Origin of the sequence: Salinirussus salinus (assembly GCF_009831455.1) — an archaeon.
GTDB classification, from domain to species: domain Archaea; phylum Halobacteriota; class Halobacteria; order Halobacteriales; family Haloarculaceae; genus Salinirussus; species Salinirussus salinus.
This window is the reverse complement of record NZ_WOWO01000003.1, coordinates 316,797-341,457: the sequence shown is the minus strand read 5'-3', so window position 1 is coordinate 341,457 and position 24,661 is coordinate 316,797. Positions and strand designations below refer to the sequence as shown.

The 24,661-nt window shown below is 70.0% G+C and carries 30 protein-coding genes; 13 read left to right on the top strand and 17 right to left on the bottom strand.

Annotated elements, in window-relative coordinates; genetic code table 11:
- Positions 1–615: 615 nt before the first annotated feature.
- From GN153_RS11680 to GN153_RS11665, 4 genes are all read right to left on the bottom strand, one after another.
- Positions 616–1,578, bottom strand: coding sequence for an MBL fold metallo-hydrolase (locus GN153_RS11680; RefSeq protein ID WP_159902953.1), 963 nt, complete (start codon positions 1,576–1,578; stop codon positions 616–618).
- Between the two features lie 72 nt (positions 1,579–1,650).
- Positions 1,651–2,031 carry a hypothetical protein gene (locus GN153_RS11675; RefSeq protein ID WP_159902951.1) on the bottom strand — a complete coding sequence of 127 codons (381 nt, stop codon included), beginning with the start codon at positions 2,029–2,031 and terminating at the stop codon, positions 1,651–1,653.
- Positions 2,028–2,891, bottom strand: coding sequence for a TIGR01548 family HAD-type hydrolase (locus GN153_RS11670; RefSeq protein WP_159902949.1), 864 nt, complete (start codon positions 2,889–2,891; stop codon positions 2,028–2,030). The genes GN153_RS11675 and GN153_RS11670 overlap by 4 nt, the downstream gene beginning before the upstream one ends.
- Positions 2,892–2,955: 64 nt before the next feature.
- Entirely contained in the window at positions 2,956–3,381 is a 426-nt protein-coding gene (locus GN153_RS11665) for a UPF0146 family protein (protein WP_159902947.1), read from the bottom strand.
- 38 nt (positions 3,382–3,419) lie between these two features.
- On the opposite strand from GN153_RS11665, the gene GN153_RS11660 reads away from it, so the two are divergent.
- Both GN153_RS11660 and GN153_RS11655 read left to right on the top strand, forming a co-directional pair.
- A complete protein-coding gene (locus GN153_RS11660) occupies positions 3,420–3,941 on the top strand; it encodes an archaemetzincin family Zn-dependent metalloprotease (protein WP_159902945.1) in 522 nt (173 codons plus the stop codon).
- Positions 3,942–4,069: 128 nt separating this feature from the next.
- Positions 4,070–4,291, top strand: coding sequence for a hypothetical protein (locus GN153_RS11655; protein ID WP_159902943.1), 222 nt, complete (start codon positions 4,070–4,072; stop codon positions 4,289–4,291).
- Between the two features lie 91 nt (positions 4,292–4,382).
- Here GN153_RS11655 and GN153_RS11650 read toward each other — a convergent pair whose 3' ends face one another.
- Positions 4,383–6,212 (bottom strand): ribosome biogenesis/translation initiation ATPase RLI, encoded by a 1,830-nt coding sequence (locus tag GN153_RS11650; protein ID WP_159902941.1) that lies wholly within the window; start codon positions 6,210–6,212, stop codon positions 4,383–4,385.
- Positions 6,213–6,214: 2 nt separating this feature from the next.
- Positions 6,215–6,517 (bottom strand): EMC6-like membrane protein, encoded by a 303-nt coding sequence (locus GN153_RS11645; protein ID WP_159902939.1) that lies wholly within the window; start codon positions 6,515–6,517, stop codon positions 6,215–6,217.
- A 153-nt stretch (positions 6,518–6,670) separates the two neighbouring features.
- On the opposite strand from GN153_RS11645, the gene GN153_RS11640 reads away from it, so the two are divergent.
- Both GN153_RS11640 and GN153_RS11635 read left to right on the top strand, forming a co-directional pair.
- The gene (locus tag GN153_RS11640; RefSeq protein WP_159902937.1) at positions 6,671–7,255 is read left to right on the top strand and encodes a hypothetical protein; all 585 of its coding nucleotides are present in this window, start codon (positions 6,671–6,673) and stop codon (positions 7,253–7,255) included.
- Between the two features lie 50 nt (positions 7,256–7,305).
- Positions 7,306–7,566 carry a MarR family transcriptional regulator gene (locus GN153_RS11635; protein WP_159902935.1) on the top strand — a complete coding sequence of 87 codons (261 nt, stop codon included), beginning with the start codon at positions 7,306–7,308 and terminating at the stop codon, positions 7,564–7,566.
- A gap of 75 nt (positions 7,567–7,641) precedes the next feature.
- Here GN153_RS11635 and GN153_RS11630 read toward each other — a convergent pair whose 3' ends face one another.
- Both GN153_RS11630 and GN153_RS11625 read right to left on the bottom strand, forming a co-directional pair.
- Positions 7,642–9,552, bottom strand: coding sequence for a PINc/VapC family ATPase (locus tag GN153_RS11630; protein WP_159902933.1), 1,911 nt, complete (start codon positions 9,550–9,552; stop codon positions 7,642–7,644).
- Between the two features lie 46 nt (positions 9,553–9,598).
- On the bottom strand, positions 9,599–9,934 hold the full coding sequence (locus GN153_RS11625; protein ID WP_159902931.1) for a hypothetical protein: 336 nt from the start codon (positions 9,932–9,934) through the stop codon (positions 9,599–9,601).
- A gap of 146 nt (positions 9,935–10,080) precedes the next feature.
- On the opposite strand from GN153_RS11625, the gene GN153_RS11620 reads away from it, so the two are divergent.
- The 4 genes from GN153_RS11620 to GN153_RS11605 all read left to right on the top strand — a co-directional run bounded on the left by GN153_RS11620 (position 10,081) and on the right by GN153_RS11605 (position 14,094).
- The gene (locus tag GN153_RS11620; RefSeq protein ID WP_159902929.1) at positions 10,081–11,169 is read left to right on the top strand and encodes a M20 family metallopeptidase; all 1,089 of its coding nucleotides are present in this window, start codon (positions 10,081–10,083) and stop codon (positions 11,167–11,169) included.
- Between the two features lie 124 nt (positions 11,170–11,293).
- Positions 11,294–11,665: an Hsp20/alpha crystallin family protein gene (locus GN153_RS11615; protein ID WP_159902927.1), complete on the top strand. Its 372-nt coding sequence runs from the start codon at positions 11,294–11,296 to the stop codon at positions 11,663–11,665.
- Between the two features lie 70 nt (positions 11,666–11,735).
- Entirely contained in the window at positions 11,736–13,211 is a 1,476-nt protein-coding gene (locus tag GN153_RS11610) for a carboxypeptidase M32 (RefSeq protein ID WP_159902925.1), read from the top strand.
- An 82-nt stretch (positions 13,212–13,293) separates the two neighbouring features.
- A complete protein-coding gene (locus GN153_RS11605) occupies positions 13,294–14,094 on the top strand; it encodes a HesA/MoeB/ThiF family protein (protein WP_159902923.1) in 801 nt (266 codons plus the stop codon).
- 29 nt (positions 14,095–14,123) lie between these two features.
- Here GN153_RS11605 and thiM read toward each other — a convergent pair whose 3' ends face one another.
- From thiM to GN153_RS11590, 3 genes are read right to left on the bottom strand one after another with little or no spacing between them, the layout of a single operon-like run.
- Positions 14,124–14,948 carry a hydroxyethylthiazole kinase gene (thiM, locus tag GN153_RS11600; protein ID WP_159902921.1) on the bottom strand — a complete coding sequence of 275 codons (825 nt, stop codon included), beginning with the start codon at positions 14,946–14,948 and terminating at the stop codon, positions 14,124–14,126.
- Positions 14,945–15,613, bottom strand: a complete 669-nt coding sequence (gene thiE / locus GN153_RS11595) for a thiamine phosphate synthase (RefSeq protein ID WP_159902919.1) — start codon at positions 15,611–15,613, stop codon at positions 14,945–14,947. Before thiE ends, thiM begins: the two co-directional genes overlap by 4 nt.
- A 44-nt stretch (positions 15,614–15,657) precedes the next feature.
- A complete protein-coding gene (locus tag GN153_RS11590) occupies positions 15,658–16,077 on the bottom strand; it encodes a universal stress protein (RefSeq protein WP_159902917.1) in 420 nt (139 codons plus the stop codon).
- A 105-nt stretch (positions 16,078–16,182) separates the two neighbouring features.
- On the opposite strand from GN153_RS11590, the gene GN153_RS11585 reads away from it, so the two are divergent.
- Complete coding sequence (locus GN153_RS11585; RefSeq protein WP_159902915.1) at positions 16,183–17,490, top strand: inorganic phosphate transporter; 1,308 nt, start codon at positions 16,183–16,185, stop codon at positions 17,488–17,490.
- A gap of 15 nt (positions 17,491–17,505) precedes the next feature.
- Here the strand turns inward: GN153_RS11585 and GN153_RS11580 are convergent, their stop codons facing one another.
- Entirely contained in the window at positions 17,506–18,417 is a 912-nt protein-coding gene (locus GN153_RS11580; RefSeq protein WP_159902913.1) for a cobalamin-binding protein, read from the bottom strand.
- 54 nt (positions 18,418–18,471) lie between these two features.
- On the bottom strand, positions 18,472–19,068 hold the full coding sequence (locus GN153_RS11575; RefSeq protein ID WP_159902911.1) for a transcription antitermination protein: 597 nt from the start codon (positions 19,066–19,068) through the stop codon (positions 18,472–18,474).
- Between the two features lie 141 nt (positions 19,069–19,209).
- On the opposite strand from GN153_RS11575, the gene GN153_RS11570 reads away from it, so the two are divergent.
- Positions 19,210–20,460 carry an MBL fold metallo-hydrolase gene (locus tag GN153_RS11570; protein WP_159902909.1) on the top strand — a complete coding sequence of 417 codons (1,251 nt, stop codon included), beginning with the start codon at positions 19,210–19,212 and terminating at the stop codon, positions 20,458–20,460.
- Positions 20,461–20,465: 5 nt separating this feature from the next.
- On the opposite strand, the gene GN153_RS11565 is transcribed toward GN153_RS11570, so the two are convergent.
- The gene (locus GN153_RS11565) at positions 20,466–20,762 is read right to left on the bottom strand and encodes a DUF6432 family protein (RefSeq protein WP_159902907.1); all 297 of its coding nucleotides are present in this window, start codon (positions 20,760–20,762) and stop codon (positions 20,466–20,468) included.
- A 135-nt stretch (positions 20,763–20,897) separates the two neighbouring features.
- On the opposite strand from GN153_RS11565, the gene GN153_RS11560 reads away from it, so the two are divergent.
- Entirely contained in the window at positions 20,898–21,656 is a 759-nt protein-coding gene (locus GN153_RS11560; protein ID WP_159902905.1) for a DUF7093 family protein, read from the top strand.
- Positions 21,657–21,851: 195 nt separating this feature from the next.
- Positions 21,852–22,244, top strand: a complete 393-nt coding sequence (locus tag GN153_RS11555; RefSeq protein WP_159902903.1) for a DUF5611 family protein — start codon at positions 21,852–21,854, stop codon at positions 22,242–22,244.
- Positions 22,245–22,571: 327 nt separating this feature from the next.
- Here GN153_RS11555 and GN153_RS11550 read toward each other — a convergent pair whose 3' ends face one another.
- Both GN153_RS11550 and GN153_RS11545 read right to left on the bottom strand, forming a co-directional pair.
- Positions 22,572–22,790: a hypothetical protein gene (locus GN153_RS11550; protein ID WP_159902901.1), complete on the bottom strand. Its 219-nt coding sequence runs from the start codon at positions 22,788–22,790 to the stop codon at positions 22,572–22,574.
- Position 22,791: 1 nt separating this feature from the next.
- Positions 22,792–23,187, bottom strand: coding sequence for a hypothetical protein (locus tag GN153_RS11545; protein WP_159902899.1), 396 nt, complete (start codon positions 23,185–23,187; stop codon positions 22,792–22,794).
- A gap of 517 nt (positions 23,188–23,704) precedes the next feature.
- On the opposite strand from GN153_RS11545, the gene GN153_RS11540 reads away from it, so the two are divergent.
- Positions 23,705–23,875: a hypothetical protein gene (locus GN153_RS11540; RefSeq protein WP_159902897.1), complete on the top strand. Its 171-nt coding sequence runs from the start codon at positions 23,705–23,707 to the stop codon at positions 23,873–23,875.
- Between the two features lie 315 nt (positions 23,876–24,190).
- Here the strand turns inward: GN153_RS11540 and GN153_RS11535 are convergent, their stop codons facing one another.
- Positions 24,191–24,514, bottom strand: coding sequence for a hypothetical protein (locus GN153_RS11535; protein ID WP_159902895.1), 324 nt, complete (start codon positions 24,512–24,514; stop codon positions 24,191–24,193).
- Positions 24,515–24,661 lie beyond the last annotated feature (147 nt).

The following is a 24,661-nucleotide window of genomic DNA, read 5'->3' as shown; positions in this document are numbered from 1 at the left end:
CTGTCGTGCTGTCAGGGACACTGAGAACAGCAAGAAAGCCCCCGGCTGGCTCCGCTCCCGCGCCTCGCTGTCACCGAAAGAGCGCTGCGCGCTCTTTCGAGATGAGCGCGGGACTCCGTCCCGCGAACCATGCGAACGGCAGCTTCGCTGCCGTGAGCAGATGACGAGAGAGCTTCGCTCTCTCGAACCACGCGCGCTCCCTGCGGTCGCGTGCTTGCGTCACCGGGAGAGCGAAGCTCTCCCGAGCCCGCGGCGCGACGCGCCGCGGACGGCGGGGTTCGCGGAGCCAGTCGCCCCTTTCAGTCCCGCCCGGCTTGGACAGCCGAAGTGGGTGGGACTGAAAGGGGCGACCTGTTCGACGACGGTCGGAAATCGCAGCGCGATTTCGGAGCACATCAGAAATCGGAGATTTCTGAGGACGGCGGGCGACGTAAGGACCGCAACGAACGCAGTGAGTGAGGACCGCAGCGAGCGCGAGGTCGACCGAAGGGAGACCTCGGCCTGCTCGAACGGTGACCACAGGGAACCGTGAGAGCCCCCCGAGTCGAACAGGTCGGGGCTTTCTTGCTGGACTGAACCTCGAGCCGGAATCCTCCTAACTAAACACCACCCACCTCACCCCGCCAGGTCGTAGGTCACGACGCCATCGGCCTCCTCGATGGCGACCCGGTCCTCGTCCTCCAGCAGGTCGAGGTGACCGATGGTCTCGGACATCCCGGGAAAGAGCTCGGTGGCGGGCAGGTCCGGGAACAGCTCCTGGGTGACGTCGTAGGCCGTCATCGGTCCCTCGGCGGCGAGGATGTTCGCGACCCGTTCCTCGCGCTCGCGGTGGTGTTCGATGATCTCCGCGACACGGCCGTCGACGTCGGTCACGGGGTCGCCGTGGCCCGGCCGGCCGACCGGGGCGTCGATCCCCTGGATCTTCTCCAGGGCGTCGAGGTAGTCCGGGAGGCTCCGGGTGCGCTCGGTCGGGTCGTCGGGCCGGGTCGTAAGCAGGGGGTTGGGGGAGATGTGGCCGAGGAGGTGGTCGCCGGTGAAGATGGCCTCGCCGGCGGCGAGAAAGCAGACCGAGCCCGGCGCGTGGCCCGGCGTATGGATGACCTCGAGGTCGATGCCGGCGTCGACGACGTCACCTTCCTCGAGTTCGCGGTCGACGGTCACGGGGTCCCGGAAATCCCGGTAGGTCTCGGGCAGCGAGATGACTGTATCGCTCAGCCGTTCGGGCAGCCCCATCGAGACGAGGAAGGGCTCGAACAGCTCCTGCTCGCGCTCGAACTGGGCGTCGGGGTCGGCCAGCCACTCGACGGCGTCGGTGTGGGCACAGACCTCCGCGCCCGACTCGGCGGCGATGGCGGCGGCGTCGCCGAAGTGGTCCATGTGCGGGTGGGTGACGAGCACGCGGTCGACGTCGCTCAGCTCGTGGCCCTCTTCGGCGAGCCCCTCCGCGAGCGCCTCGCGGGAATCCTCACTGGCCGGTCCGGGGTCGACCAGCGTGAGGCCGTCGCCGTGGAGCACGTAGCAGTTCACCCGGCCGACGGCGAAGGGCGTCGGGACCCTGATGCGGTAACAGTCGTCCATGCCGGACGGGGTAGCGCCGCAGTGAAAAGCGTACCTGCCGGGCGCGGCAGTCTGGGGAAGCGAGCACCTGTGTCAGTCCCCGCGGAGCCGGTCGAGCGGGCCGTCGTAGGCGACCCACAGCCCGACGCCGAGGCCGAGGCCGCCGGCGCCCGCAGTGAGCAGGCCGCGGAGAAAGCCCGTCACCGTGCCGGTCAGCGCGAGCCTGGCAGCCAGCGCGAACGCGGCAGCCAGCCCGACGGTCACCAGAACGGGGAGCGGGGTGAGCCGGACCCGACGGTAGTCGAAGGCGACGACCAGCAGCAGGGCCACGAAGCCCGTAAAGGAGAGGGAAACGCCCAGGTAGATGGCGGCCGCCAGCGGCGTCGGCGGCGCGACGACCGGGGCGCAGGCGAGGATTGCGAGCAGGAAAACCGTCACCGTATCCCGCATCGCGGGGGCGGGGGCGCGAGTCACGACAGGAGCCCGGGCAGGTCGTTGACAGTCTCGACGACCGCCTCGGCGCCGGCGCGCTCGAAGCGCTCGCGGCCCTCCGCTCCCGTCAATCCGCCGGTGAGCACTCCCACCCCGAGGTAGGTCCGGTCGTCGGCCTCGGTGGCGTTGACCGCGGTCTGGACGTCGTCCAGTGTGTCGCCGGCGAAGGCCACCCGGTCGGCCTCGAAGGCCTCGGCCAGCGATACCAGGGCACCGGGGTCGGGTTTCGCGGCCGGCCAGTCGTCCATGGTGAAGCGGTGGTCGGGGGGGACGTCCAGCCCGGCCCGCTCAAGGGCGATCTCGGCCTCGGCGGCCGGCCGACCGGTGAGCACGCCGACGGGCCAGCGGTCGGTCAGCGCCGCCACGGTGTCGGCCGTCACGAGGACGGGTTCGTCGTGGATGTACCCCGGCGCCGAGAGCGGGGGCTCGCCGCCCTCCAGGTCGCGGTAGAGGTCCGCGCCGAGATACAGCGCCTGGAAGGTCTCGCGCAGGCGGTCGCGGTCCCACTCGCCCAGAACCTGCTCGTTGGCGGCGGGCGGGAGTTCCTCGGCGACGACCGACAGCGCGGCGTCGAGGCCGCCGCCCATCCCCTCGACCGCCGCGGTAAAGCCCGACAGCGAGCGGTCCATCCCCTCGCGGCGCGCCAGGACAAAGAGGGCGGCGGCGTAGGTCAGCTCCCAGTCGTTGTTGAAGCCGCCGGCGTTCTTGAACGACTGCACGTCGTCTTTCGCGATGGTGGCGCCGTAGACCCGGTCGACCGACTCGACGATGGCGCGCCGGTAGGAGTCCGCGACGTCGACCAGCACGCCGTCGACGTCCAGCACGACGGCATCGACGTTCATCACCCGGGAGAACGGCCGCCTCCCTCAAGCCGGTTCCGGCTTCCGGCAGGCTCCCTGCCCGTCGTCACTCCCCGGCAGCCGGGTCCGGACGGGAGTCCGTCTCGGGATCGACGACGAAGACGGTGCCGTCCCCGGCACTCACGCGGCGGGTCTCGACGAGGGCGGGGTCGCCGCCGAGCGTCGTGAACAGAAAGGGGGCACCGACGGCCCGGGCGACGTCGCGGGCGGGGCGCTGGAGTTCGGGCGGGCAGTGGCACGCGTAGATGGCGTCGGCGTCGCGATAGACCTGGAGGTCGGGGTCGGTGACGTCGTCGCGGACGAAGCGGACGCCCTCCGGTGTGGAGCGGTCCCGGACGTCCGTGGCCGTCACGTCGACGCCTCGCTCGGCGAGGTCGGCAGCGACCCCGGGACGGCGGCCGACTCCGACTTCGACGACCCGCTCGCAGTCCGACAGGCGTGTGACGAGCGTGTGGCGTCTGTCCGCGAGCACGCGAGATTTTTATACCGGTCCCACACATATGCGTTCGCATGCACGTCGACATCGTGCCGGTGGATAACGTCGACGCTGTGGTCAAGCGGGAGGCTTCCGCCGGCCTGCGGACCGTCTACGACTGCGAGGTGACGGTCCACGACTCGCAATCGGTCCCTGCCGGGTCCTACGATTCCGGGCGCGACCAGTACCGCGCCGAGGAGTTCATCGACCTCGCAAAGCGGGTCGGGAGCGGGGAGAAAAACATCGCCATCACCCCCAAGGACCTGTTCTACCACCGGCGCAACTACGTGTTCGGCCTGGCGTACCTGGGTGGCAGCGGCAGCGTCATCTCCACCTACCGGCTGAACACCTCCTCGGACGGCGGTTTCTCGAACCGCTCTGCCGACGACATCTTCGCCGACCGCGTCCGCAAGGAGGTCGTCCACGAGGTCGGACACACGCTCGGGCTCGAGCACTGCGACAACAAACGCTGTGTCATGAACTTCTCACCCACCGTCCGCGAGGTCGACGTCAAGGAGGAGACCCTCTGTGGCTCCTGCAACCGGAACGTGCTCTGAACCGGGCGGGAGCGAGCGCCTCGTGTCGGCGAATCTGCCTTGCGTTGGCCGTGCACAGGCGCACGCGCCGTGACCCAACTCTGTTAGGTGGCAGTGGTATGCGGATGGGGGCTATACAGTAGAGTGTAATGAGTGAAAGCCAACGGCGCTCCCGGACGGAGGAGCTCGGGTCGATCTTCGTCTCCGTCACGGGCGACGAGACGGTCACCGAGGAACAGGACGAGAACCCCACGGACCGCGAACTCGACGAGGAGGACACCCGGCTCTCGGAGGCCGTCGCGGACGGGCTCGACGAGGCCGTCGCCGGCGCCGAGCCCGACACCGGCGACCCCGGCGAGATCGAGGGCTGAACGGACGGGCCGAACGACCGCGGATGGCTATCGTTTTCCGTCTTCCACGCACCGAGCCGCCGGCCCGTTCCTCCCGCGGAAGGGGGCCCGCTCAGGGCGCGTAGTAGTACTCGCCCTGACTCTTCTGCTCGCGGTCGAGCTGGCTGCCCGGCTTGTTGATGCGGGGCCGGGCGGTGCGCTCGTCCCGGCGGAAGGTGATATCGAGGTTCGAGAGGAAGTCGTTCATCCCCTCGCGCATCCCTTGCGGAGGGGCGGCGTGGCCACGTTCGGCAGGTTCGCCCTCGAAGACCAGCAGCCGGTCGCTGAGCAGGTCGACCATGTAGATGTCGTGGTCGATGACCAGCGCGGTGGCGTCGTGGTTCTCGGCGTACCGGCGGATCGCCGAGGTCGCGAGCACCCGCTGTTCGACGTCGAGATGGGCGGAGGGCTCGTCGAGCAGGTAGAGGTCGGCATCCTCCGAGAGGCAGGCGGCGATGGCGACCCGCTGGCGCTCCCCGCCCGAGAGGTCGGTGAGCTGCTGTTCCATCACCGCATCAAGCTGGAGGGGCTGGGCGATCTCCGTCGTCCAGTACGAGGAGCCGAAGTCGTCAGTAATGGAGGAGAGGAAGGCGTCGACGCGCATCGGCTGGTCGATCTCGATGTACTGGGGCTTGTAGGCGATGTCGAGCCGGGCGGGCACCTCGCCCTCGTCGGGTTCGAGCCGGCCCGCGAGCAGCTGTGCGAACGTCGACTTCCCGATCCCGTTGGGGCCGACGACGCCGAGCACCTCGTTTTCGCGGATCGTCCCGCCCTCGACGGTCAGCGAGAACTCCCCCTCGCCGTAGCTCTTCGCGAGGTCGGGGTACTCGATGACCGTCTCGCCGGTCGACTGCGTTCGGGGGGCGTGCTCCTCGAACTCGATGGTGGTCTCCCGGATCCGCATGTTCTCGGCCTCCAGATACCCCGAGATGTACTCGTTGACCCCGTTGGTGGTTGATTTGGGCGTGGTGATCACGCCGAAGGCGCCGGGTTCGCCGTAGGCGACGTGGATGTTGTCCGCCAGCAGGTCGAGGATGGCGAGGTCGTGCTCGACGACGAGCATCGAGCGCCCGCCCTCGTCGGCGAGTTCGCGGACCAGCCGGGCGGCGGTCATCCGCTGTCCGATGTCCAGGTAGGGGGTGATCTCGTCGAGAAAGTAGAAGTCGGCGTCGCGGGCGAGCGTCGCGGCCAGCGCGACCCGCTGGAGCTCCCCGCCCGAGAGGGTGTCGATGTCCTGGTCGACCACGGGGCCGATCGAGAGCCGCTCGACCAGCTCGTCGAGCGCACCGCGCTCGTCGGTCCGCTCCAGGAGCGCGCGGGTCGTCCCGTCGAACTGGTCGGGGATCTGGTCGACGTACTGTGGCTTGCGGGCAACGGTCACCTCGCCCTCCCGCATCGCCTCCAGATAGTCCTGGAGGGCGGTCCCGCGGTACTCCTCGAGGATGTCCGCCCAGTCGGGCTCGTCGCCGACCCGCCCCAGGTTGGGGGCGAGTTCGTCGGCGAGGATGCGGACGGCCGTCGTCTTCCCGATCCCGTTGGGGCCAAGGATGCCCGTCACCTGGCCGTCCTGGGGCGCCGGGAGCCCGTAGAGGGCGAAGGCGTTCTCGCCGTAGCGGTGGACCGGCTCGTCCTCAAGTTCCTGCGGGAGGTTGATGATCTGGATGGCGTCGAAGGGACATTTCTCGACGCAGATGCCACAGGACTCGCCCAGGCAGATGTCCTCGGAGATCCACACCTGGTCGGGGTCGCCGGCGTGGGGCTCGTCGGCCTCGTAGCGTTCCTCGCGGGTGATGATGCACTCTTTACCCGTCCGGTTTGGCGGACAGAAGTTCGCGCACTCGTAGTTACAGCGGTCGGGCTGACACCTGTCGAGGTCGACCACGGCGATGCTGTCGTCGGCCATCGTTACAGCCCGGCGCCGGCAGTCAGGAGCAGTCCCCAGGTGACAAACCACATTGCGAAGGTCATGAACGCGACGTAGAGGTTGTCCTTGATCCCGAACTCGCTGACGTCGATCCCGAGGAGGTGGAGGACCGGCAGCTGGAGCAACAGCGCCCCGATCATCAGGAAGAGGCCGGTCCGGTCGGTGGGACCGGTCGTCAGCAGCGCGGACCCGACGCCGGCGGCCACACCCATGATCGTGGCGAGCGTGGTGACGGTCACCCCGCGGACGTGCGGGCTGAACCCCTCGCCGCTCTCGGTAGCCATACCCACAGGTCGGCTATCCGTCCCCAAAAGCCGTTCGTTCCCCGGCGTCTGCCGGCGGCGGCCGACCCGACCGCCGGGAGCGCGGTCGCAGCCCCGTCAGCGTCGCGGCCACAGCCCCGGCGGTTTTTTGCCCGCGCCGGGCGTGTGAGGGGTATGACCGATGACCGGTCGGGGGAGTCGGCGCCGGGGACGGGAAGTGGCTCCACAGTCGGGGACTCCGGGGCCGACGACGGCGGACCGACGGCCGGGCCCGACCACGACGGAACAACGGCCGGGGCCGACGGAACGCAAGAAGACGCCTCGCGGCCGGTGACGGCACCGCTGCTCTTTCTGGTGGGGTTGATAGCGTTCGCCGGCGGCGCGGTCGGGTTTCTCGCGGACCTGGTGACCGGACACGACATCCTGCGAAGCCTGCTGGTCAACGGCGGCGGCGCGGGGTTGCTGGTGACCTGGGCCGCGGTCGATACGCTTGACGACCCCGACGCGCGGGTCGCGACCGCGACCGGGGCGGCCGGGACGGCCCTGCTTCTGTACGGGCTGTACATGGTCGTCGTCGGGCTGGTCGTGGCGGTGACCACGTTCCGGCACGGGCGGCTGTGGCTCGGGGTCGGGATGAGCGCCAGCGGCGCGGCGGGGATGCTGGTCGGCTTTCTGGTCTTCCCGCGGGAGTCCGTGCTGAGCGGCGCCGAGGGAGCGTCGGCCGGGGCAGAATCGGCGGGCGAAGACTCCGGCGAGTAGCCGACACAATCCCTCAATCTTTATACAGCCGGCGCGCACAGATCACCCCGATGTCAGAAACCGATGGGGACGGGATCGCGGACCTCCCCCCGAGCGCGAAACTGGTCTACAAGGTGCTTGAGTACAACGGCCCGCTGACACAGAAGGGGATCGTCGAGGAGTCGATGCTCTCCGCGCGCACGGTACGGTACGCGCTCGAACGGCTCGACGAGGTGGGGGTAGTCGAGGAGGACGTCTACTTCGCGGACGCGCGACAGAACCTCTACGAGATCACCGAGGAGTCGGCCCCGGAAGCGGCCGTATCGGACTGACGGGCTCCGGCGTTTCCGTTCTCTCTTTGCTACTTCGCCGCGACCTGCCAGCCCCGCCTACCGGGGAGGTGTCCGTCACGACGGGGAAACGGTGACCGTCTTCCCGCGGTCGATGGCCGACTCCAGTTCCTCCGCGATCGCCGACCCGCGCGAGACCTGGATCTCCCCGCCGCGGGAGACCGTGGCGGTGAACAGGTACTCGCCGTCGGCCTCGACCTCGACGGTCTCGCCGGCGTGTCCCTCCAGCGGGATGATGACGTGCCGGCTGGTGATCTCCGGCGTGACTGCCTTCCCTCCGGCGCCTTGCCGGCCGCTGGAGCCGCCGGGCCCGGACCCGCCGGCGCCCCCGCCGCGCTCGCTGAAGGTTCGGACGTCGATGTCGATCCCGAGGCGGTTCTCGATGTCGGATATCCGGCCGCCACCCTTGCCGATAACGCCGGAGATGTCCGCGTCCTCGACCCACACCACGGCCCGGTCCCGGCCTCGCAACTCCACCTCGACGTGGCCGCTGGCGACCGAGCGGATCTCGCGTTCGACCTCCTGTTTGGCGATCCGGTCGACGCCGGACTCGGTGGGAGCGCCGGGACTGCCGTCCCCCTCGTCCCCTCCGAGCGGCACGGTGACGACCTGTCGGTTGAAGGTGTAGATCTCGTACTCGGGGCGTCCGGTCTCGAAATCGCGCACGAGGATGACCGGTCGGGCGAGGTCCTCCTCCATCAGCCCCTCCGGCACCTTGACTTCCGTCTTCACGTCGTATACCTTCTCCACCTGGCCGGCCTCGATGTAGACGACGGTGTCGACGACCTGCGGAATGAGGCCGAGTTCGACGCGGCCGATCAGCCGCTGGAGGGCGTCGATCGCGCGGGTGGCGTGGACGACCCCGACCATCCCCACGCCCGCCAGGCGCATGTCCGCGAACACCTCGAAGTCGTCGGTCTTGCGGACCTCGTCGTAGATGGTGTAGTCGGGCCGGACCATCAACAGCGAGTCCGCGGTGTTGGCCATGCTCCCGCCGAGTTCGGTGTACTGGGTGATGTTCGGCCCGACCTGGAGGTCCCGTGGTTTCTCCATGGTCTTGACCGCGTAGTCGGCGTCGGCGAGGTACTCGGCGACGGCCTGGGCGAACGTCGATTTCCCGGCCCCGGGCGCGCCGGAGATGAGCACGCCGCGCTGGCGCTCGGCGAGGCGGTCGCGCAGTTCGTCGGCGTGCTCGTAGTCGTCCAGTTCGGTCTTGACGATCGGCCGGACCGCCGTGATCTCCCGCCCGTCGGCGAAGGGCGGACGGGCGATGGCGACCCGGAACTGGCGGAACTGGACGATCGTCATCCCCGGCTGGTCCAGCTCCACGAACCCCTCGGGGCTGTCCCGCGTTGCTTCCTCGATGTCCGCGGCGAAATCGCGCAGTTGGTCGTCGGTCAGGACCTCGTCGCCGACCGCTTCGTAGTGCATGTCGCCGATCGTCCCGCGTTTGGCCATCGGGACGACCCCGGTCTTGAGGTGGACACTCATCGTCCCTTCGTCGAAAAAGCGCTCGATCGCCAGCCCCTCGACGGCCCGCTCGCGGGAGCGGGGGTCGAGAAACTCCACGTCCAGCCCCTTCGCGCGGGCGACCTCGGCCTGGACGTCGTCGCTGGTCACCAGGGTGGCGGCGCGGTCCTCCGCGACCTCGCGGATGAGCGCGTCGACCTCCCCCTCGCCGGCCTCGCGCTTCTCGATCGCCTGGGGGCGGCGGCCGACGTACTCGACGTCGATAGTGCCGTCGGCGTCCAGCTCCACGAGGCGCTGGAGCTCCGCCAGCCCCTCCCACCCGGTCTCGCGGCCGTCGTTTGCCTGTGCTTCGAGCTCGCCGACGACCGCCTCGGGGACGACGACGGTCGCGCCGGCAAAGCCCGTGCCGGCGGCCGTCGAGTCGGCGTCTGCGTCGGCGCGTACCCGCTCGGACACCCGACCGTCGACGACGACGCTCGTGTCCGGAACGATCTCCATACCCGACCTTCGCCGCGTTCGTTGATAAGGGCCGTGATGCGCACCGTCAGACGCCGAGCAGGACGGAGAGGTTCCAGCCGGTCGCGGCGACGCCGACCAGCGCCAGCCCCAGGGGAATGCCCGCGGCGTGGGGAGCGGGGAGGAGCCGCCACGCGGCGTAGCCGGCGACGACCGTCCCGAGCTTCACGAGCGGGATGACGCCGAGGCCGTGCCGGCGCAGCAGCGGTCCGACGAGGGGGCCGGTCTCGACGACCCCCGCGGTCGAGAGCCCGGCGAGCGTCGTCGCCGCGTCGCCGACGACGAAGCCGGCGACTGCCAGCCCCCACAGGAGGCGGGAGCGGGCGCGCGGGGACAGCGCCGGGACCGACCGGACGGGGCCCATGCCGGCCGCGACGGGGAGCCGGGCGTTAGTTATCGGGCGGTTGAAACGACCGGGCGGGCGGTAACGTGTCGCTACGGCCCGTCCGGGCACGTCCGCGTCCGGGGTCGCGACGGCAGACTCAACACCCGTCCGGTCCACACCCCCGCATGGACGAACGCGAACTCGCCCGCCAGCTCGTGGCCATCCCCAGCCACGAGGACGAACGGGAAGCGGGTGACTACATCGAGCGGTGGCTCCGCGAGCACACCGACGCCGCCGTCGAACGGGACGACGCCGGCAGCGTCATCGGCCGCCGGGGACCGGGTGGGGAGGGAACAGACTCGCTGGCGCTGGTCGGCCACCACGACGTGGTGCCGCCCGACGAGTCACAGACCGCCGGCGAGGGAACGGGAGGGGGGTACGTCCTCGAGGAGCACTCGGGGCGGCTGTACGGCCGCGGGAGCGCCGACATGAAGGGGGCGCTGGCGGCCGCGATGGTGGCCTTCCGGGACGCGACGCCGGACTGCGAACTCGTCTTCGCCTCCTTCGTCGGCGAGGAGCAGGGCGGCGTCGGCGCCCGTGCGGCCATCGACGGGGGATTCGCGCCGGACTACGCCGTCGTCGGCGAGGGGTCGACGGGGTACTCCGCGCCCGGCGTCACCGACGTCGCCGTCGCCCACAAGGGCCGGCGGGGGTCGACGGTTCGCGCCGCCGGTGCGGCCGCCCACGCCAGCGAGCCCGCGGCCGGCGAGAACGCCATCTACCGCGCGGGCGACGCCGTCGATGTCATCCGCGACATGGAGGGCCCCACAGCCGAGGTTCTGGGCCACGAGCTCCGGGGGTCGGTCGTGGTCACGGAGATCCACGGGGGGACTGCCTGGAACGTCATCCCCGAGGCCTGCGAGGCGACCGTCGACGAGCGGACCGTCCCCGGCGAGCGCGCGCCCCTGGAGCGCGTCGAGGAGGTCGAGGGTGTCACCTGGGAGGTCGACCAGGACCTCCCGCCGATGGCGTGTGGCGACCCCGACTTCGCCGACCTGGTCGTCCGGGCGGCCCGGCCCGTCCAGCACGGCGACCCCAAGCAGGTGGTCAAACCCCACGCTACCGACGCCGGCTGGCTGGCCGGGGCGGGGACGACCTGCGTGGTCTGTGGCGCCGCCGAACCCGGGGAGGCACACACCGCCGACGAGAGCGTCTCCCCCGAAGTGATCGAGCGCTGTGAGCGCATCTATCGCGGGGTCGCCGAGCGGCTGTGAGCGGTGGGGACACGGAGCCCGTTCCGGGGCGTTCCACAAGTGTTGGTGTGTAACATAGTCTCGCGAATAGACAAATTTTTATAGAACCGCGAACAAGCAACGATTGGAACCGAGGTGACCAGCCATGGCACTGCCGACGACACCGACCGACTCCTGGCTGCAAGGCCTCGACTTCCCGAGCCAGCTCTTCGGGACCGGGAGTAACGACTACGAACTGTACGAGGAGGGCGACGAGTTCGTCCTCAGCGTCGAGATGCCGGGGTTCGACCCCGAGGACGTCACGGTGACGTGGGACGACGGCGTGCTCAACGTCGCCGCCGAGAGCGAGGACGAGCGGCACAACCGCCGTCGCACCTACCACCGGCGGTTCCGGTTCCCCCGACGGGTCGACGAGGAGGGGATCGTCGCCTCCTACAACAACGGCATCCTCGAGGTCCGCCTGCCGGCGGAAGTCGACGCGACCGCCCGCGGCCGGGAGATCCCCATCGAGAGCTGACGGGTCCGGCCGCTCCCGTACCGTCCCGAACCCGCCGCATTGATTGTTTTCGGGCCGCAATTCCCGGCCGATGAGTACCTACGACGCCTTCGAGGCACACGTCGAGCGAATGACCTACGTCAACGACGCGGCCGGCCTGCTGAACTGGGACCAGCAGGTGATGATGCCCGAGGGTGGGACTCCCGCCCGCTCGAAACAGCAGTCCGCGCTGTCGGCGGTCAGCCACGAGATGCTGACCGACGACGAGCTCGCGGGCTACCTCGACGAACTCGAGGACGCCGACCTCGACGGCGACCAGCAGGCCGTCGTCCGGGAGGTCCGCCGGGAACACGAGCGCGCCAAGCGCGTGCCCGAGGAGCTGGTCGAGCGCCTCTCCCGGAAGACCTCCGAGGCGCTGCCGGTCTGGGAGCAGGCCCGCGAGGATTCGGAGTTCGAGGCCTTCGAGGACGAGCTGGAGGAGCTGGTGCAGTTGCGCCGGGAGTACGCCGAGGCCATCGACCCCGACCGCGACCCCTACGAGGTGCTGTTCGAGGAGTACGAGCCCTACCTGGGGGTCGACACCGCCGAGCGGGTGCTGGAGCGGCTGGCCGACGAGCTCCCGCCGCTGGTCGAGGATATCGCCGACAGCGACGCCGAGCTGGCCGACCCTTTCGAGGGGAGCTACGACGTCGAGATCCAGGAGGAAATGGTCCGGGACGCGCTGGATCTCCTGGGCTACGACTTCGAGCGGGGCCGGCTGGATACGTCGACCCATCCGTTCACGATGGGCACGCAGTTCGACGCCCGGATCACGACCCGATTCGACCCGGAGAACCCCCTGGAGTCGGTGGGCCCGACGGTCCACGAGTTCGGCCACGCGACCTACATGCAGGGGCTCCCCCGGGAGGCCTACGGGACGCCGCTGGGCGAGGACCGGGACCTGACGGTCCACGAGTCCCAGTCGCGGTTCTGGGAGAACCACGTCGGCCGCTCGGCGGCCTTCTGGGAGCTCTTTGCGCCGACCGTCGAGGAGCACCTCGGGGAGTCGGTCACCCCTCGGGAGTGTTACGAGGTCGCAAACGAGGTCTACGACGACAACCCGATCCGGGTCGAGGCCGACGAGCTCACCTACCACATGCACATCATCCTCCGCTTCGAGATCGAGCGCGACCTCATCCGCGGCGACCTGGAGGTGAGCGAGGTGCCGGCGGTCTGGAACGACAAGATGGAGGAGTATCTGGGCTTCCGGCCCGACAACGACGCGGAGGGGTGTCTCCAGGACATCCACTGGACCCACGGCTCCTTCGGCTACTTCCCCACCTACACGCTGGGGTCGGTGCTGGCCGCCCAGATCGACGCCGCCGCCCGCGAGGACATCGACGTCGACGCCCGGGTCCGCGCCGGCGAGTTCGACCCGATCCGCGAGTGGCTCCGCGAGCAGGTTCACAGCCACGGCGCCCGCTATACTACCCCGGAGCTGGTCGAGGAGGCCACCGGCGAACCCTTCACTGCCGACCACTTCCTCGATTACGTCGACGACAAGTACCGCGCGCTGTACGACTGCTGACGGCGCGATACCCGAACCCCGCCGGCCGATCGGTGTGTGACGCGCCGGACAACTTTTGCTCCCGGCCCGTCAACCGGAGGGTATGAACCTCGACGCCGAACAACTCGACAGGTACTCCCGGCAGATCATCCTCGACGAGGTCGGGCCGGAGGGACAGGGCGCCATTTCGGACGGGTCGGTGCTCGTCGTGGGCGCGGGCGGGCTGGGCTCGCCGGCCATCCAGTATCTCGCCGCGGCGGGCGTCGGCCGGCTCGGGATCGCCGACGGCGACGTCGTCGAGCGCAGCAACCTCCAGCGCCAGATCGTTCACGGGACCGACGACGTCGGCCGCTCGAAGACCGAGAGCGCCGCCGAGTACGTCGCCGACCAGAACCCCCACGTCGACGTCGAGACCTACGGGGACGTCGACGAGGGCAACGCCGCCGACCTGGTCGCCGACTACGACGTCGTGGTCGACGCCTCCGACAACTTCCCGACCCGGTTCGTGCTCAACGACGCCTGCGTCCTCGAGGACACGCCGCTGACCCACGGCGCGGTCTACCGCTTCGAGGGTCAGACCACCACCTTCTCGGGCGGCGAGCCCTGCTACCGGTGTCTGTTCCCCGAGGCCCCTCCGGAGGGCACAGTGCCGGACTGCGCCGAGGCCGGCGTGTTCGGCGCGGTCACCGGCACCGTCGGCTCGGTCCAGGCGACCGAGGCGCTCAAACTGTTGATGGACGTCGGCGACACGCTGGAGGGGCGGCTGCTGGTCTACGACGCCAAACACCTCACCACCGACTTCGTCCCCGTCACCGCCGACCCCGACTGCCCGGTCTGCGGGTCCGACCCCATCGACTCGCTGTCCGGCGGCAGCTACACCGGACGCTGCTCGCTGTCGGACTGAGGTCGGAGGGAAGAGCGGACGGAGCGCTGTCAGACCCGCCCGACGCGGGCGGCGACGCCGTCGGTGTCGGCGTCGCGGACGTTCGCGATCGCGTCCTTGAACGCGACGTGGTAGCTCGCCGGGCCGTGGTAGGCGCCGAACTGCTCGGCGGCGGCCGCCTCGCCCGCCAGCCCGAACGCCGCAGTCCCGAGCAAGGCGGCCTCGGCGTCCTCGAGCGCGCCCGCGAGCGTGGCGACGGTGCCCCCGAGCATGCAGCCGGTTCCGACGACCTCGCCCATCATCGGGTGGCCGGCGGTCACCTCGTAGGCGGCCTCGCCCGTGGCGACGATATCAGTCTCGCCGGAGGCGACGACGACGGTGTCGTAGGCCTGCGCACAGGCGACCGCGGTGGCGGCGATGTCGCTGTACTCGCCGACGGACTCGACGCCCCGGACCTCGGCGCCCTCGCCGACCAGCGCCGTGATCTCCCCGTAGTTGCCCTTGATCGCGGCGACGTCGACCTCGCTGACCAGCCGCTCGGCCACGCGGTCGCGGGTGGGCGTCGCGCCCACGCCCACGGGGTCGACCACGACCGGGACGCCGTGCTCGTTTGCGGACTCGCCGGCCTCGAGCATGGTCGCCTCGCCGGCCTTGCTTACGGTCCCCATGTTCAGCAGGCAGGCGTCGGCGCCGGCGACCATCGTCCCCACCTCGCGCTCGTCGTCGGACATCACCGGGAGCCCGCCCCAGTGGAGGACCACCTGCGCGACGTCGTTGACGGTCACGTTGTTCGTGACGGCGTTGACAAGCGGTGCGGCCTCGGCAACTGCATCGAGGTCCGCGAGCGAGAGGTCGGCGGGGTCGGGCGCGGTCACGCTGCCCCCTCCAGGCCCGCGCTCTCGCGGCGTCGCCGGCCCTCGGCGACCGCCTCGCCGAGTTTGCGAGTGGCCCGCACCGGGTTCTCGGCGGCGGTGATGGCGGTGATGACCGCCACGCCGTCGGCGCCAGCCGCGACCACCTCGGCGGCGTTCTCGGGTGTGACGCCGCCGATCCCCACGAAGGGGATGTCGACGGCCTCGGCGACCTCGCGGACGCGCTCCAGGCCGACCTCGTACTCCTCGTCGTCGATGTCCTCCTTCGAGCCGGTGGCGTAGACGGCGCCGACGCCGAGGTAGTCCGCCCCCGCTCGTTCGGCCTCGCGGGCGGCCCCGGGCGTCGAGACTGACCGGCCGATGAGAGCGTCCTCGCCGAGTTGCTCGCGGGCCGCGGCGACGGGCAGGTCGCCGTCGCCGAGGTGGACGCCGTCGGCCTCGGCCGCGACGGCGATGTCGACGCGGTCGTTGACGATGAGGGGGACGCCCGCGGCACGGGTCTGCTCGCGGACCTCGCGGGCGACCGCCAGCCGCTCGCGGGCGGGCGTGTCCTTCTCGCGGACCTGGACGACGTCGACACCACCCTCGATGGCTGCCGCGACCACCTCGGGGGTCGACCGTCCCTCGGAGAGGGAGGCCTGCGTGACCAGATACGTGTCGAACTCCATACCCCGGCCTCGGCCGCTCGGAGCTTACGAGTGCCGGTCCCTGGTCAGCGGACGACCGTGACGGGCACCGGCGAGTGGCGGACGACCGACTCCGCGACGTTGCCGACGAACAGCCGGTCGGCCAGCGAGCCGCCGTGGCTCCCGACCACGACCACGTCGTACGCTCCGGCCCGGTCGAGGATCGTCCGCGCGGGGTGGCCGGCGGCGGCCTCGGTTGTCACCTCGGCGTCACACTCGGCGGCGACCGCCCGGACGCGCTCGAGCACCGGCTCGGCGTGTTCCTCGATGGAGCGGTCGGGGTCCTCCGAGAGGGCGATCGCCGTCGCCTCCCCGAACATCGCCGAGGGGACGCCCACGACAGTCAGCACCGTCACCTCGGCGTCGGGGTGTGCATCGAGCGCGTATCTGAGCGCCTGTTCGGCCACCTCGGAGCCGTCGACCGCGACGAGAACGCGCGAGACCATGTCCCGGCTACGCTGCCGGCCGACAAGTATGACACGACAGCACACGGTGGCCGGCGACGATGGCGGAACACCAACATACATTCGGCGGGAACCGGAGAAGCCGGTATGGTCGAGCCGCTGATCGTCGTCGGGCTCGGGGTTGCGGTGTTCGTCGGCTTCAACATCGGCGGCTCCTCGACCGGCGTGGCCTTCGGGCCGGCGGTCGGGAGCCGGATCGTCAGGAAGGTCACCGCGGGCGCGCTGTTCACCCTCTTTGCCTTCCTCGGGGCCTGGACGGTCGGGCGCAACGTCATCGAGACGATGAGCAGCGGGATCGTCGACGCGGCAGTGTTCACACCCGAAGCCAGCGTTGGCGTCCTCTTCTTTACGGGGCTCTCGCTGCTGGTCTCGAACATCTACGGCGTGCCCGCCTCGACGTCGATGACCGCCGTCGGCGCCATCGTCGGGCTCGGACTGGCGACCGGGACGCTCAACGCCGCGCTGATGTTCACCATCCTCTCGGCGTGGGTCGTCGCCCCGCTGCTGGCCTTCGGTGTCGGCGTCGTCGTCGGCCGGTATCTCTACCCGTATCTCGACGCGAAATTCGCCTTCGGACGCCTGGAAAACCCGCTGGTCGGCATCGACACGGACGGCCGGCTCCCCCGACCCCGGCTCGACGCCGACGTCGCCCCGCGTGACCTGCTCGGCTCCGCGCTGGTGGTCGCCATCGCCTGCTACATGGGCTTCAGCGCCGGCGCCTCCAACGCCGCCAACGCGGTCGCGCCGCTGGTCGGCAACGGGAGCGTCGAGGCCGACCCCGCCATCCTGCTGGCGGTCGCCTCGATCGGCCTCGGCGGGTTCACCATCGCCCGCCGGACGCTCGCGACCGTCGGCGACGACATCACCGACCTCCCGATCCTCGCAGCACTGATCGTCTCGACGGTCGGCGCGACGATCATCACTGTTCTCTCCTACCTCGGGATCCCCGCCAGTCTCGCGGTGAGCACGACCTGCTGCATCATCGGGCTGGGGTGGGGACGGGCCAGCCGCGCCCGGACGCTGGTCGAGATAGCGACGCCCGCCGAGTCCCCGGCGGGGACCGGCGCGGGTGCCGGCAGCGCCGGGGACGCCGGCGGCGGTGGCGGCGGGGCGGGCGCCGAGTCCCCCGAGTTCAGTACGGGCGCGCTGTCGGCGCCCCCGGGCACCGACCCCGAGGAGGGAGGTGCCGGCCCGACCGTCGGCGACCTCGCCGAGGGCGAGGTGCCCGAGGAGCCCGGCGCGGAGGTCGCACCGATCGGCGAGGAGCGCCCGGAGGAGTTGCCCGCCGAGAGCCTCTTCGACCCCGCGGCGACCGCCCGGATCGTCAGCCTCTGGGTGATCACGCCGGCGCTGTCGGTCACCGGTGCCTACCTGCTGTTCTCGCTCATCGCGTGAGCCGGCCCCGGCGGGTCACTGCTGGAGGACGGCCTCCAGCGGCCGGACGGCGTCGGCGGGCGGCCGGTCGAAGGCGTCGGGGTGGAGACACCACCCCAGAAATTCCAGGGTGTCGACCAGCCGCGGCCCCGGCCGGTTCACGTAGTGGTGGCCGTCGACGACGTAGACCCGCCCCTCCTCGACGGCGGTCAGGTCGTCCCACCCCTCGCGGTCGGTGAGCGCGGGCAGGTCCCGGACGGTCTGGTCGAGTCCGAACCCGCAGGGGGCGGCGACGAGCACCTCGGGGTCGTACGCGCGGACGTCGGCCCACTCGCGGGGCCGCGAGCGCGCGCCGTGGTCGGCCATCCCGTACGCGCCGCCCGCCAGGTCGACCATCCCCGGCACCCAGTGGCCCGCGACCATGGCGGGGTCGAGCCAGTCAAGCACCGCCGTCCGGGGCCGCTCTGCGCCCGCCGCCCGCTCCTCCACGCGGTCGACCCGCTGCTGGAGGTCGGCGACGAGTTCGGCCGCCCGCTCCTCCCGGTCCAGGGCGGCACCGACCCGCTCGATGTCGGCGAAGACGTCCGCCAGGCTGTGAGGGTCGGTCGTCAGCACCTCGCAGTCGAGCCCGAGGTCCTCGACGGCCTCCCGGACCCGGACCTCGTCGACGGCACAGACGTCACAGATCCCCTGGGAGATGACCAGGTCCGGGTCGAGCTCCGCGAGCGTCTCGCGGTCGATCTCGTAGACGCCGCCCGAGTCCTCGGCGTCCTGGACCTGGCGGTCGATCTCGGCGCTGGTGGCCTCGGGGTCGACCCGCGAGCGGTTGACCGCCGGCTTCTCGTTGGCCGCGGGCGGGTAGTCACACTCGTGGGAGACGCCGACGGGCTCGACCCCCAGGGCGTAGACGGTCTCGGTCGCGGAGGGCAGCAGGGAGACGACGCGCATACTCCTCGTAGGTGGGCCAGCGGCAAAAAGACGGGCCTCCAGCGCCCACAGCGGTCAGCAGATCGGCTTGGGGTCGAAGCCCATCGCCTCCAGCCGGTCGACGTAGGCGTCGTAGGCGGCGTCGACGACCGCGCCCGCCGCCCCGGCAGCCTCCTCGGCCGCCTCGCCGTCGAGGCCGAGGTCGGCGGCGGTGTCGAGCAGGTCGTCGGCCACCCCGCGGAGGTCCCGGAACAGGTCCGCGCGGGCGGTGTCGGCCTCGTTGACGAAGAAGCTCACACACTGCAGGAACACCCGGTCGAGCACGAGCCCGAGGCCGACCAGCCCCGCGCCGGCCCGGCCGGCGTCGGTGTCGGCGGCGAGCGAGACGAAGGGGCTGTCGCCGGGGAGCGCGGCGTCCAGCGACTCGGCGACGCGGTCGGCGGCGGCGCCGAGGTCCTCGGCGGCCGCCGCGAGCGCGTCGGCGACCGACCCGCCCGCGTCCGCCGCCCAGTCCGACAGCGTCGCTCGCGCGCTCGCCAGGGCGGCGCCGGCCGCCGAAAGCACCGCCGGCGTCTCCAGGCGGGCCTCCGTCAGCGCGAGCAGGCTCTTCTCGGAGCCGAGCCGGTCAAGCGCCGTGGCGTGGCTCTCGCGCACGCGCTCGGTGACGTCCATACACCCACGTAGCGCGTCCCGGACTAAATACGTCCGCCCGCCCGGACCCGCCGCGTCCGCCAGCGTCGGCCGCGCGGGTGCGGGACCGGCCCCGGGCGGCCTGGAGCCGCCGTTTATGTCCCTCGCGGGCATAGAGCGGGTATGAGCGACCCAGACGTGCCCGACACGCCGGAGCCGCCAGCGGAGCCCGACAGCGTCGAGCCGGCGGCGCTGGCGGAGGCGCTCGCGGCCGGCGAGCCGGTCCGGCTGCTCGACGTGCGCGACCGCGACGAGGTCGACCAGTGGCGCATCGAGGGGCCCGGCGTGGCCTTCACCCAGGTTCCCTACGCGAAGTTCATGGCCGCCCAAGTACGGGACGAGGTCGGCGACCTCGCGGCCGAGGTCGGGGGCGAGGGGCCTGTCACCGTCGTCTGTGGCCGGGGCGAGGCCAGCGACTACGTCGCGGGCGTGCTGACCGCGGCGGGCGTCGAGGCGCGCAACCTCGCCGGCGGGATGGACGCCTGGGGCCGGGTCCACCTCTCCCGGGTCGTCCGCGAGGAGCCCACGGTCGTCCAGTACGAGCGGCCGGCGACGGGCTGTCTGAGCTACGCGGTTCTCGACGGCGGCGAGGCGCTGCTGGTCGACCCGCTGCTCGCTGGCGTCGACGCCTACCGGAAGGACCTGGCCGAGCGCGGCGCCGAACTCGCCGCCGTCTTCGACACGCACCTCCACGCCGACCACCTCAGCGGGCTGCGCGAGGTGACGCCCGGGGGCGGCGACGCGGGGCCCGCGGGGAGCGCCAGCGACCCACCCAGACGGCTCCTGCCGGCGGGCATCGACCGCCGCGAGGTGACATACGGCGGCGAGGTGCTGGGCGACGGCGAGACCGTCGACGTCGGGGAGGCGGCCGTCGAGGCGGTCGCGCTGCCCGGCCACACGACGGAGATGACCGGGCTCGTGGTCGGGGACGTGTTGCTCGCCGGCGACTCCCTCTTTCTGGACAGCGTCGCCCGGCCGGACCTCCAGGAGGGCGTCGACCCGCGCGACCAGGCCGAACAGCTCTACGAGACCCTCCACGAGCGGCTGCCCGCGGCCGGCGAGGACCCGCTGGTCGCACCCGGCCACCGGCGACCGGAGACCGAACTGGTCGAGGGGACGTACACAGCCCGCCTCTCGGCGCTTCGCGAGCGGGTCGAGGCGCTCGGGCTGGACCGGGCGGCCTTCGTCGAGCACGTGCTGACCGACGCACCCCGGCCGGCCAACGTCGAGCGCATCCTCGCGATCAACCGTGGGGCGGAGACGCTCGGTTCCGGCGGCGACAGCGAGGGCGCCGGAGACGCCAGCGGCGAGGACGCCGGCGACAGCGAGGCGTGGGTCGAGCTGGAGCTCGGGCCGAACAACTGCGCTGTCTAGAGGGGTTAGAAGGGGAGGCGGTCGCGGATCCGGTCGAAGATGTCGGGTTCTTCCTCCTCGGAGTCGGCGGGGCCGACGGCGGCCTCGTCGGGGAGGATCACCGTCCGGTTGTCGCTCTCGCGGGCCTCGATGAGTCCGTCGTCTTTGAGCTCGCCGAGCGCCTCCTCCAGGGTGTCGATGTCCTCGTCGACGTGCGAGCGGAGTTCGAAGACGGTCATCCCCTCCTCGCGGCGGTCGGCGAGGGCGTCCAGCACCGCCACCTCCGTCCCGTCGCGGTCACGGTGCTCCGGCTTCGCTCGCATGTCCGGGTGTAAGGCCGTGACGGGTCTTATACTGTGCGCTCGTGGCGGCCGGCAGCGACCGACCGACGCCGGCCGGCAGCGCCGTCATCGACCCAAGCAGTACGCTTATGTGCGGCAGGCAGCCATCTCGTGACAATGAGTCTCAAGTGTTCCCTGTTCGGGCACGCGTTCGGCGACGGCGAGGTCGAACGCGAGCGCGAGGAGCAGGGGAGCGAGGTGGTCATCACCATCCGCGAGACCGAGACGTGCACCCGGTGTGGCGCCGAGCGCGTCGTCTCAGAGAACAAGGAGGTCACGACGCTGGAGACCCCCTCGGACATCGTCGGCGACGACCTCGCGGATGCGGACGGAACGACGACAGCGGCGGCAGAGGAGATGGAATCCGACCCCGACACCGCCGGCGGCGGGACCGACAGTCAGACGGGAACGGCAGCCGCGGGCGCCGAGGGCGGAGTCGCGTCGGGCGGCGTTTCGGGCGGGGACGCGGGAGCCGGGCCGTCGCCCGAACCGGGCCCGGCGTCCGACCCGGACCCCGACGAGGACGACGGCGTCATCCTCGACGCGGACGACGAGGAGCCCGACGAGGGACGTGCGCCCGGCGAATGGCCCGAGGAAGGCGAAGACGACACCGACGACGCGGGGACGGACGGACCCGCGGACGCGGTCCCGGAGTGGCCCGAAGAGGACGACGACGGGGACGAGGAGGACTGGGCCCCGGAGACCGACAGCGAGACTCCCACGGAGGTCGAGCCGACCAGCACGGCCGTGACGGTGCCCGAGGGGACCTTCCACTGTCCGGAGTGTGACTTCTCGACGCCGGTCGAGGACTCCTCGCTGCGGGCGGGCGATTTCTGCCCGGAGTGTCACCGCGGGTCACTGGAACACCGGACCTGACCCGGCCCGGCCTGCCCCGGTCTGACCTGCCCTGAACTGGCCCGCTGTCGTCGCCGGCGTGCGGGGTCGGGTAGCCGCATGTGGCGCCGGTTTCGGGGGGAGCGAAGCGTCGACGGCTGGCCGCGGGTGTGGCACGCACACACCCGCGGGCGCGTCCACGAAAGAGGTAAGACGCGCCCTCGCAAATGCCCGGCCATGCGCGAGTACAAGATGCGGCGCGGGGAGCACCTCGAGGACCGCGTCGAGGACATGGAGGCGTTCGTCGAGGAGTACTTCGGCGAGGTGACCGACGAGACCGAGTACAAAGACGGAACGTTGCTGGTCGTCGACGAGCCCGACAACCCCGTCTTCACCCGGGTCGTCGCCGGCGCCGTCGAGTACGGCAGCAAGAAGGACAAGCTCGCGCTCGACATCGAGGAGCGCCCCGCCGAGGAGGTCATCGCCGAGGGTCACGTCGACGCCGCGGAGGACGCGGTCTCGGCGAAAAACGAGTTCCTCAAGGAGGCCACCGGTCGGGACGCCAAGGCCCGCCGGGACTCGATGAAACGCGACGTCGAGGACGACGCCGAGACCCCCGACAACGTCTGAGGTGCTCCCTCCGCGGTCACCGCCCGCGGGCTACCGACTTGCGCGTTTGCGTTCCGCTCTCTCCGGACGTTGGCTCTGTTGAAACGCCGGGCAGACGAGAGCACGGCGTGCTGGCTACAGAGGGTCTGTTCGGCAGGGGTCGAGTGGTTCAATCACTACGTTCCGGAGCGGGATCCGGGCGGGCGTGGGCTACTGGCACGATACGGCCCGGTTCACTTACCCGACGCCCTAGATCAGCCGCTCGCCCGACACTCACGAGCGCAGGGGTGTCGGTGTTCCCGCCCGTGGTCGTCGGTGTGACCGGGCTGTCGATGGGTAGGTTGTCGGTCACTCGAAAGCGTCTGCAACGTACCTGTCCTCGATGTCGTCCAGCGGGGTAGACATGTGCTGGACGTGGTGCATGCCTGAGATGACACCCATCACGGAGTGGATGAAAGCGTAGAGCACCAGCCCATGCACCATCGTGAAGACCACGAGACCGATGTTCACCAGCGAGAACCCGAGAAAGAAGTTGGCCGCAAAGACGCGACCGAGCCTCCGCAGCATGTCAGGCCCCTCCCTTTCCCGCGATGGCTTCAACCCCGAGGTCGTCGCCGGCCTCCACGGAGTCGCCCCGCTCGGCCCGGGTTTTGTCCCGGCCGACGGCGGTCCTCTCGGGGGTACACACCGCCCCGTCGTGGGCGACTGGCCAGTCCGGCCGGAAGGGCGGGTCTTCGGCGGCTCCGGCCAGCCGGGTATTTCTGCCGACAACTCCACCGGCGGCGAGCGACCGATACTGACCGTCTTGGTCGGGCTGGAGCGTCGCCGGTTCGACGGTCGCATGAGTCGCCGGAATCGACTCCGCGAGCATTGTGGCGTCGAGGTCGGAACGGCCTGCGAGCGCGCCTGTCAGCCCGAAACGACAGGCGTCCCGGGGTTCACCTCTGTGGAGGGCAGAGTTCATACCTTGACCTTCGACGCTCCAGTATAAAATCCTGGAGCGGTGTTTCAGGGCCCGCAAAGCCACACCGGCGTGAGAAGACGTGGATGTCGTCTTCCTGTTTCTCGCTCCGAAGCACCCCTGCCGGGTTTAACACCTGCTCTACCGATTGCCGGGTGTGAACACGACTGAAGCTACCATAGCCGTACTATTTCTGTTGGGAGCTGTCTCTCCGGTCGTTCGTGGTTCCTCAAGCCAGGTAGCAGTCTGAACAGCGAGTGGCGGGGGTGAGAGGGACGCGACCTCCATCTCGCACAGACACCATCCACCTGACGACTGTCTGTCGAAATTGCCGTGACCGATACAGAGGCTGAATGCAGCACCGAGGAAAGCAACTATTTGCGGGGACCGAGTAGCCGTTATCCCCAAACAGAAAGCGTTCTTGTCATCCTAATATCAAAAAAAGATGGTACAGATACTAACGGTCACCTACAGAGTAGATCGGAGGAACAGCTAATATATTTCCAGACAGATCATACGCATGAACGAAACGATTCAGCGACGAGTGAATGCACGTTGGAAGAACGTGGTCATCTTCATTGCCGCGATGTTGGTAGGAATAATGGCGTATACTGGGGAGCTCGTTTACACTCCCATCGTACTCGCGCTGTTGCTGATCGCGGTCGGAATCGGTAGGTACGGTTCGGAGTAGTACTCAGCGGACCCTCACAGTAGGTATTTTGCGGTACGGGCTCTGTATACAGTGGTGCCATGACTGTCACCGGACTTTTGTTAGAGCGAAATCGGTGGATAGTTGAGCTCTCTCCATCGCTACTGTGCGAACTGTACCCAAAGGTCTAGAAAACGGTAGCAATTCCACTGGAGATCGGAGCTATCTGCGCGCTGAATACGCGCCCTCTATTCAGCGGCATCGTAGCTGGCTACCGACACACTGTCAAAAAGAGCGTGCTGGATGTGGAGGGTGCATGCAGCGGGTCGTCGAGATTCGAGTTCCAGGGTGGTATGTTCAACCCGGAGGGAGGGGGTTCAGATAGGCAGCCAGACGGACCAGTGCCTGTCCAGGGTCGGCGATAACGAGGTCACGTTCGTGATACCGGTCGTAGAAATATAAGCCGGCCGGGAGGACCCCGAGGCCGATCAAGAACCCAGTGGAGGCGACTATGCCGGGCAGTTCGATCCCGAGAACGTACACGCCAAGCGCAGGAATAGTTGTCACCACGGCGCCGATCCCGACTGCGTACGACGCCCGAACGACTTCGAATACAGGAGCGTGTTTCGGGAGACCGCGGTACGTCACGTCCGCTGAGTCCGGGTCTGTTCCTTCGCTCATCAATCACCGGATGTAACTGTAGTAGAATATGATTGTCGGACAGTTTCACACCGCAAGACTTGACCGACCCCTCTATCGGTCCCCTCACACACCCGCACTCTCTATTCAGCACGGCCGCTGAGACCTGTCACAAAGGCCCGCAACGGC

Bases quoted from the DNA above. Each gene is read 5' to 3' on its own strand.
- GN153_RS11655 (WP_159902943.1), top strand. From the start codon at position 4,070: ATGAGTGAAAGCCAACGGCGCTCCCGGACGGAGGAGCTCGGGTCGATC.
- GN153_RS11540 (WP_159902897.1), top strand. From the start codon at position 23,705: ATGAACGAAACGATTCAGCGACGAGTGAATGCACGTTGGAAGAACGTG.
- GN153_RS11660 (WP_159902945.1), top strand. From the start codon at position 3,420: ATGCACGTCGACATCGTGCCGGTGGATAACGTCGACGCTGTGGTCAAG.
- GN153_RS11615 (WP_159902927.1), top strand. From the start codon at position 11,294: ATGGCACTGCCGACGACACCGACCGACTCCTGGCTGCAAGGCCTCGAC.
- GN153_RS11570 (WP_159902909.1), top strand. From the start codon at position 19,210: ATGAGCGACCCAGACGTGCCCGACACGCCGGAGCCGCCAGCGGAGCCC.
- GN153_RS11645 (WP_159902939.1), bottom strand. From the start codon at position 6,517: ATGGCTACCGAGAGCGGCGAGGGGTTCAGCCCGCACGTCCGCGGGGTG.
- GN153_RS11610 (WP_159902925.1), top strand. From the start codon at position 11,736: ATGAGTACCTACGACGCCTTCGAGGCACACGTCGAGCGAATGACCTAC.
- GN153_RS11590 (WP_159902917.1), bottom strand. From the start codon at position 16,077: ATGGTCTCGCGCGTTCTCGTCGCGGTCGACGGCTCCGAGGTGGCCGAA.
- GN153_RS11680 (WP_159902953.1), bottom strand. From the start codon at position 1,578: ATGGACGACTGTTACCGCATCAGGGTCCCGACGCCCTTCGCCGTCGGC.
- GN153_RS11650 (WP_159902941.1), bottom strand. From the start codon at position 6,212: ATGGCCGACGACAGCATCGCCGTGGTCGACCTCGACAGGTGTCAGCCC.
- GN153_RS11625 (WP_159902931.1), bottom strand. From the start codon at position 9,934: ATGGGCCCCGTCCGGTCGGTCCCGGCGCTGTCCCCGCGCGCCCGCTCC.
- GN153_RS11630 (WP_159902933.1), bottom strand. From the start codon at position 9,552: ATGGAGATCGTTCCGGACACGAGCGTCGTCGTCGACGGTCGGGTGTCC.
- GN153_RS11635 (WP_159902935.1), top strand. From the start codon at position 7,306: ATGTCAGAAACCGATGGGGACGGGATCGCGGACCTCCCCCCGAGCGCG.
- GN153_RS11565 (WP_159902907.1), bottom strand. From the start codon at position 20,762: ATGCGAGCGAAGCCGGAGCACCGTGACCGCGACGGGACGGAGGTGGCG.
- GN153_RS11620 (WP_159902929.1), top strand. From the start codon at position 10,081: ATGGACGAACGCGAACTCGCCCGCCAGCTCGTGGCCATCCCCAGCCAC.
- GN153_RS11545 (WP_159902899.1), bottom strand. From the start codon at position 23,187: ATGAACTCTGCCCTCCACAGAGGTGAACCCCGGGACGCCTGTCGTTTC.
- GN153_RS11580 (WP_159902913.1), bottom strand. From the start codon at position 18,417: ATGCGCGTCGTCTCCCTGCTGCCCTCCGCGACCGAGACCGTCTACGCC.
- GN153_RS11605 (WP_159902923.1), top strand. From the start codon at position 13,294: ATGAACCTCGACGCCGAACAACTCGACAGGTACTCCCGGCAGATCATC.
- GN153_RS11535 (WP_159902895.1), bottom strand. From the start codon at position 24,514: ATGAGCGAAGGAACAGACCCGGACTCAGCGGACGTGACGTACCGCGGT.
- GN153_RS11555 (WP_159902903.1), top strand. From the start codon at position 21,852: ATGCGCGAGTACAAGATGCGGCGCGGGGAGCACCTCGAGGACCGCGTC.
- GN153_RS11640 (WP_159902937.1), top strand. From the start codon at position 6,671: ATGACCGATGACCGGTCGGGGGAGTCGGCGCCGGGGACGGGAAGTGGC.
- GN153_RS11670 (WP_159902949.1), bottom strand. From the start codon at position 2,891: ATGAACGTCGATGCCGTCGTGCTGGACGTCGACGGCGTGCTGGTCGAC.
- GN153_RS11560 (WP_159902905.1), top strand. From the start codon at position 20,898: ATGAGTCTCAAGTGTTCCCTGTTCGGGCACGCGTTCGGCGACGGCGAG.
- GN153_RS11575 (WP_159902911.1), bottom strand. From the start codon at position 19,068: ATGGACGTCACCGAGCGCGTGCGCGAGAGCCACGCCACGGCGCTTGAC.
- GN153_RS11585 (WP_159902915.1), top strand. From the start codon at position 16,183: ATGGTCGAGCCGCTGATCGTCGTCGGGCTCGGGGTTGCGGTGTTCGTC.
- thiE (WP_159902919.1), bottom strand. From the start codon at position 15,613: ATGGAGTTCGACACGTATCTGGTCACGCAGGCCTCCCTCTCCGAGGGA.
- GN153_RS11550 (WP_159902901.1), bottom strand. From the start codon at position 22,790: ATGCTGCGGAGGCTCGGTCGCGTCTTTGCGGCCAACTTCTTTCTCGGG.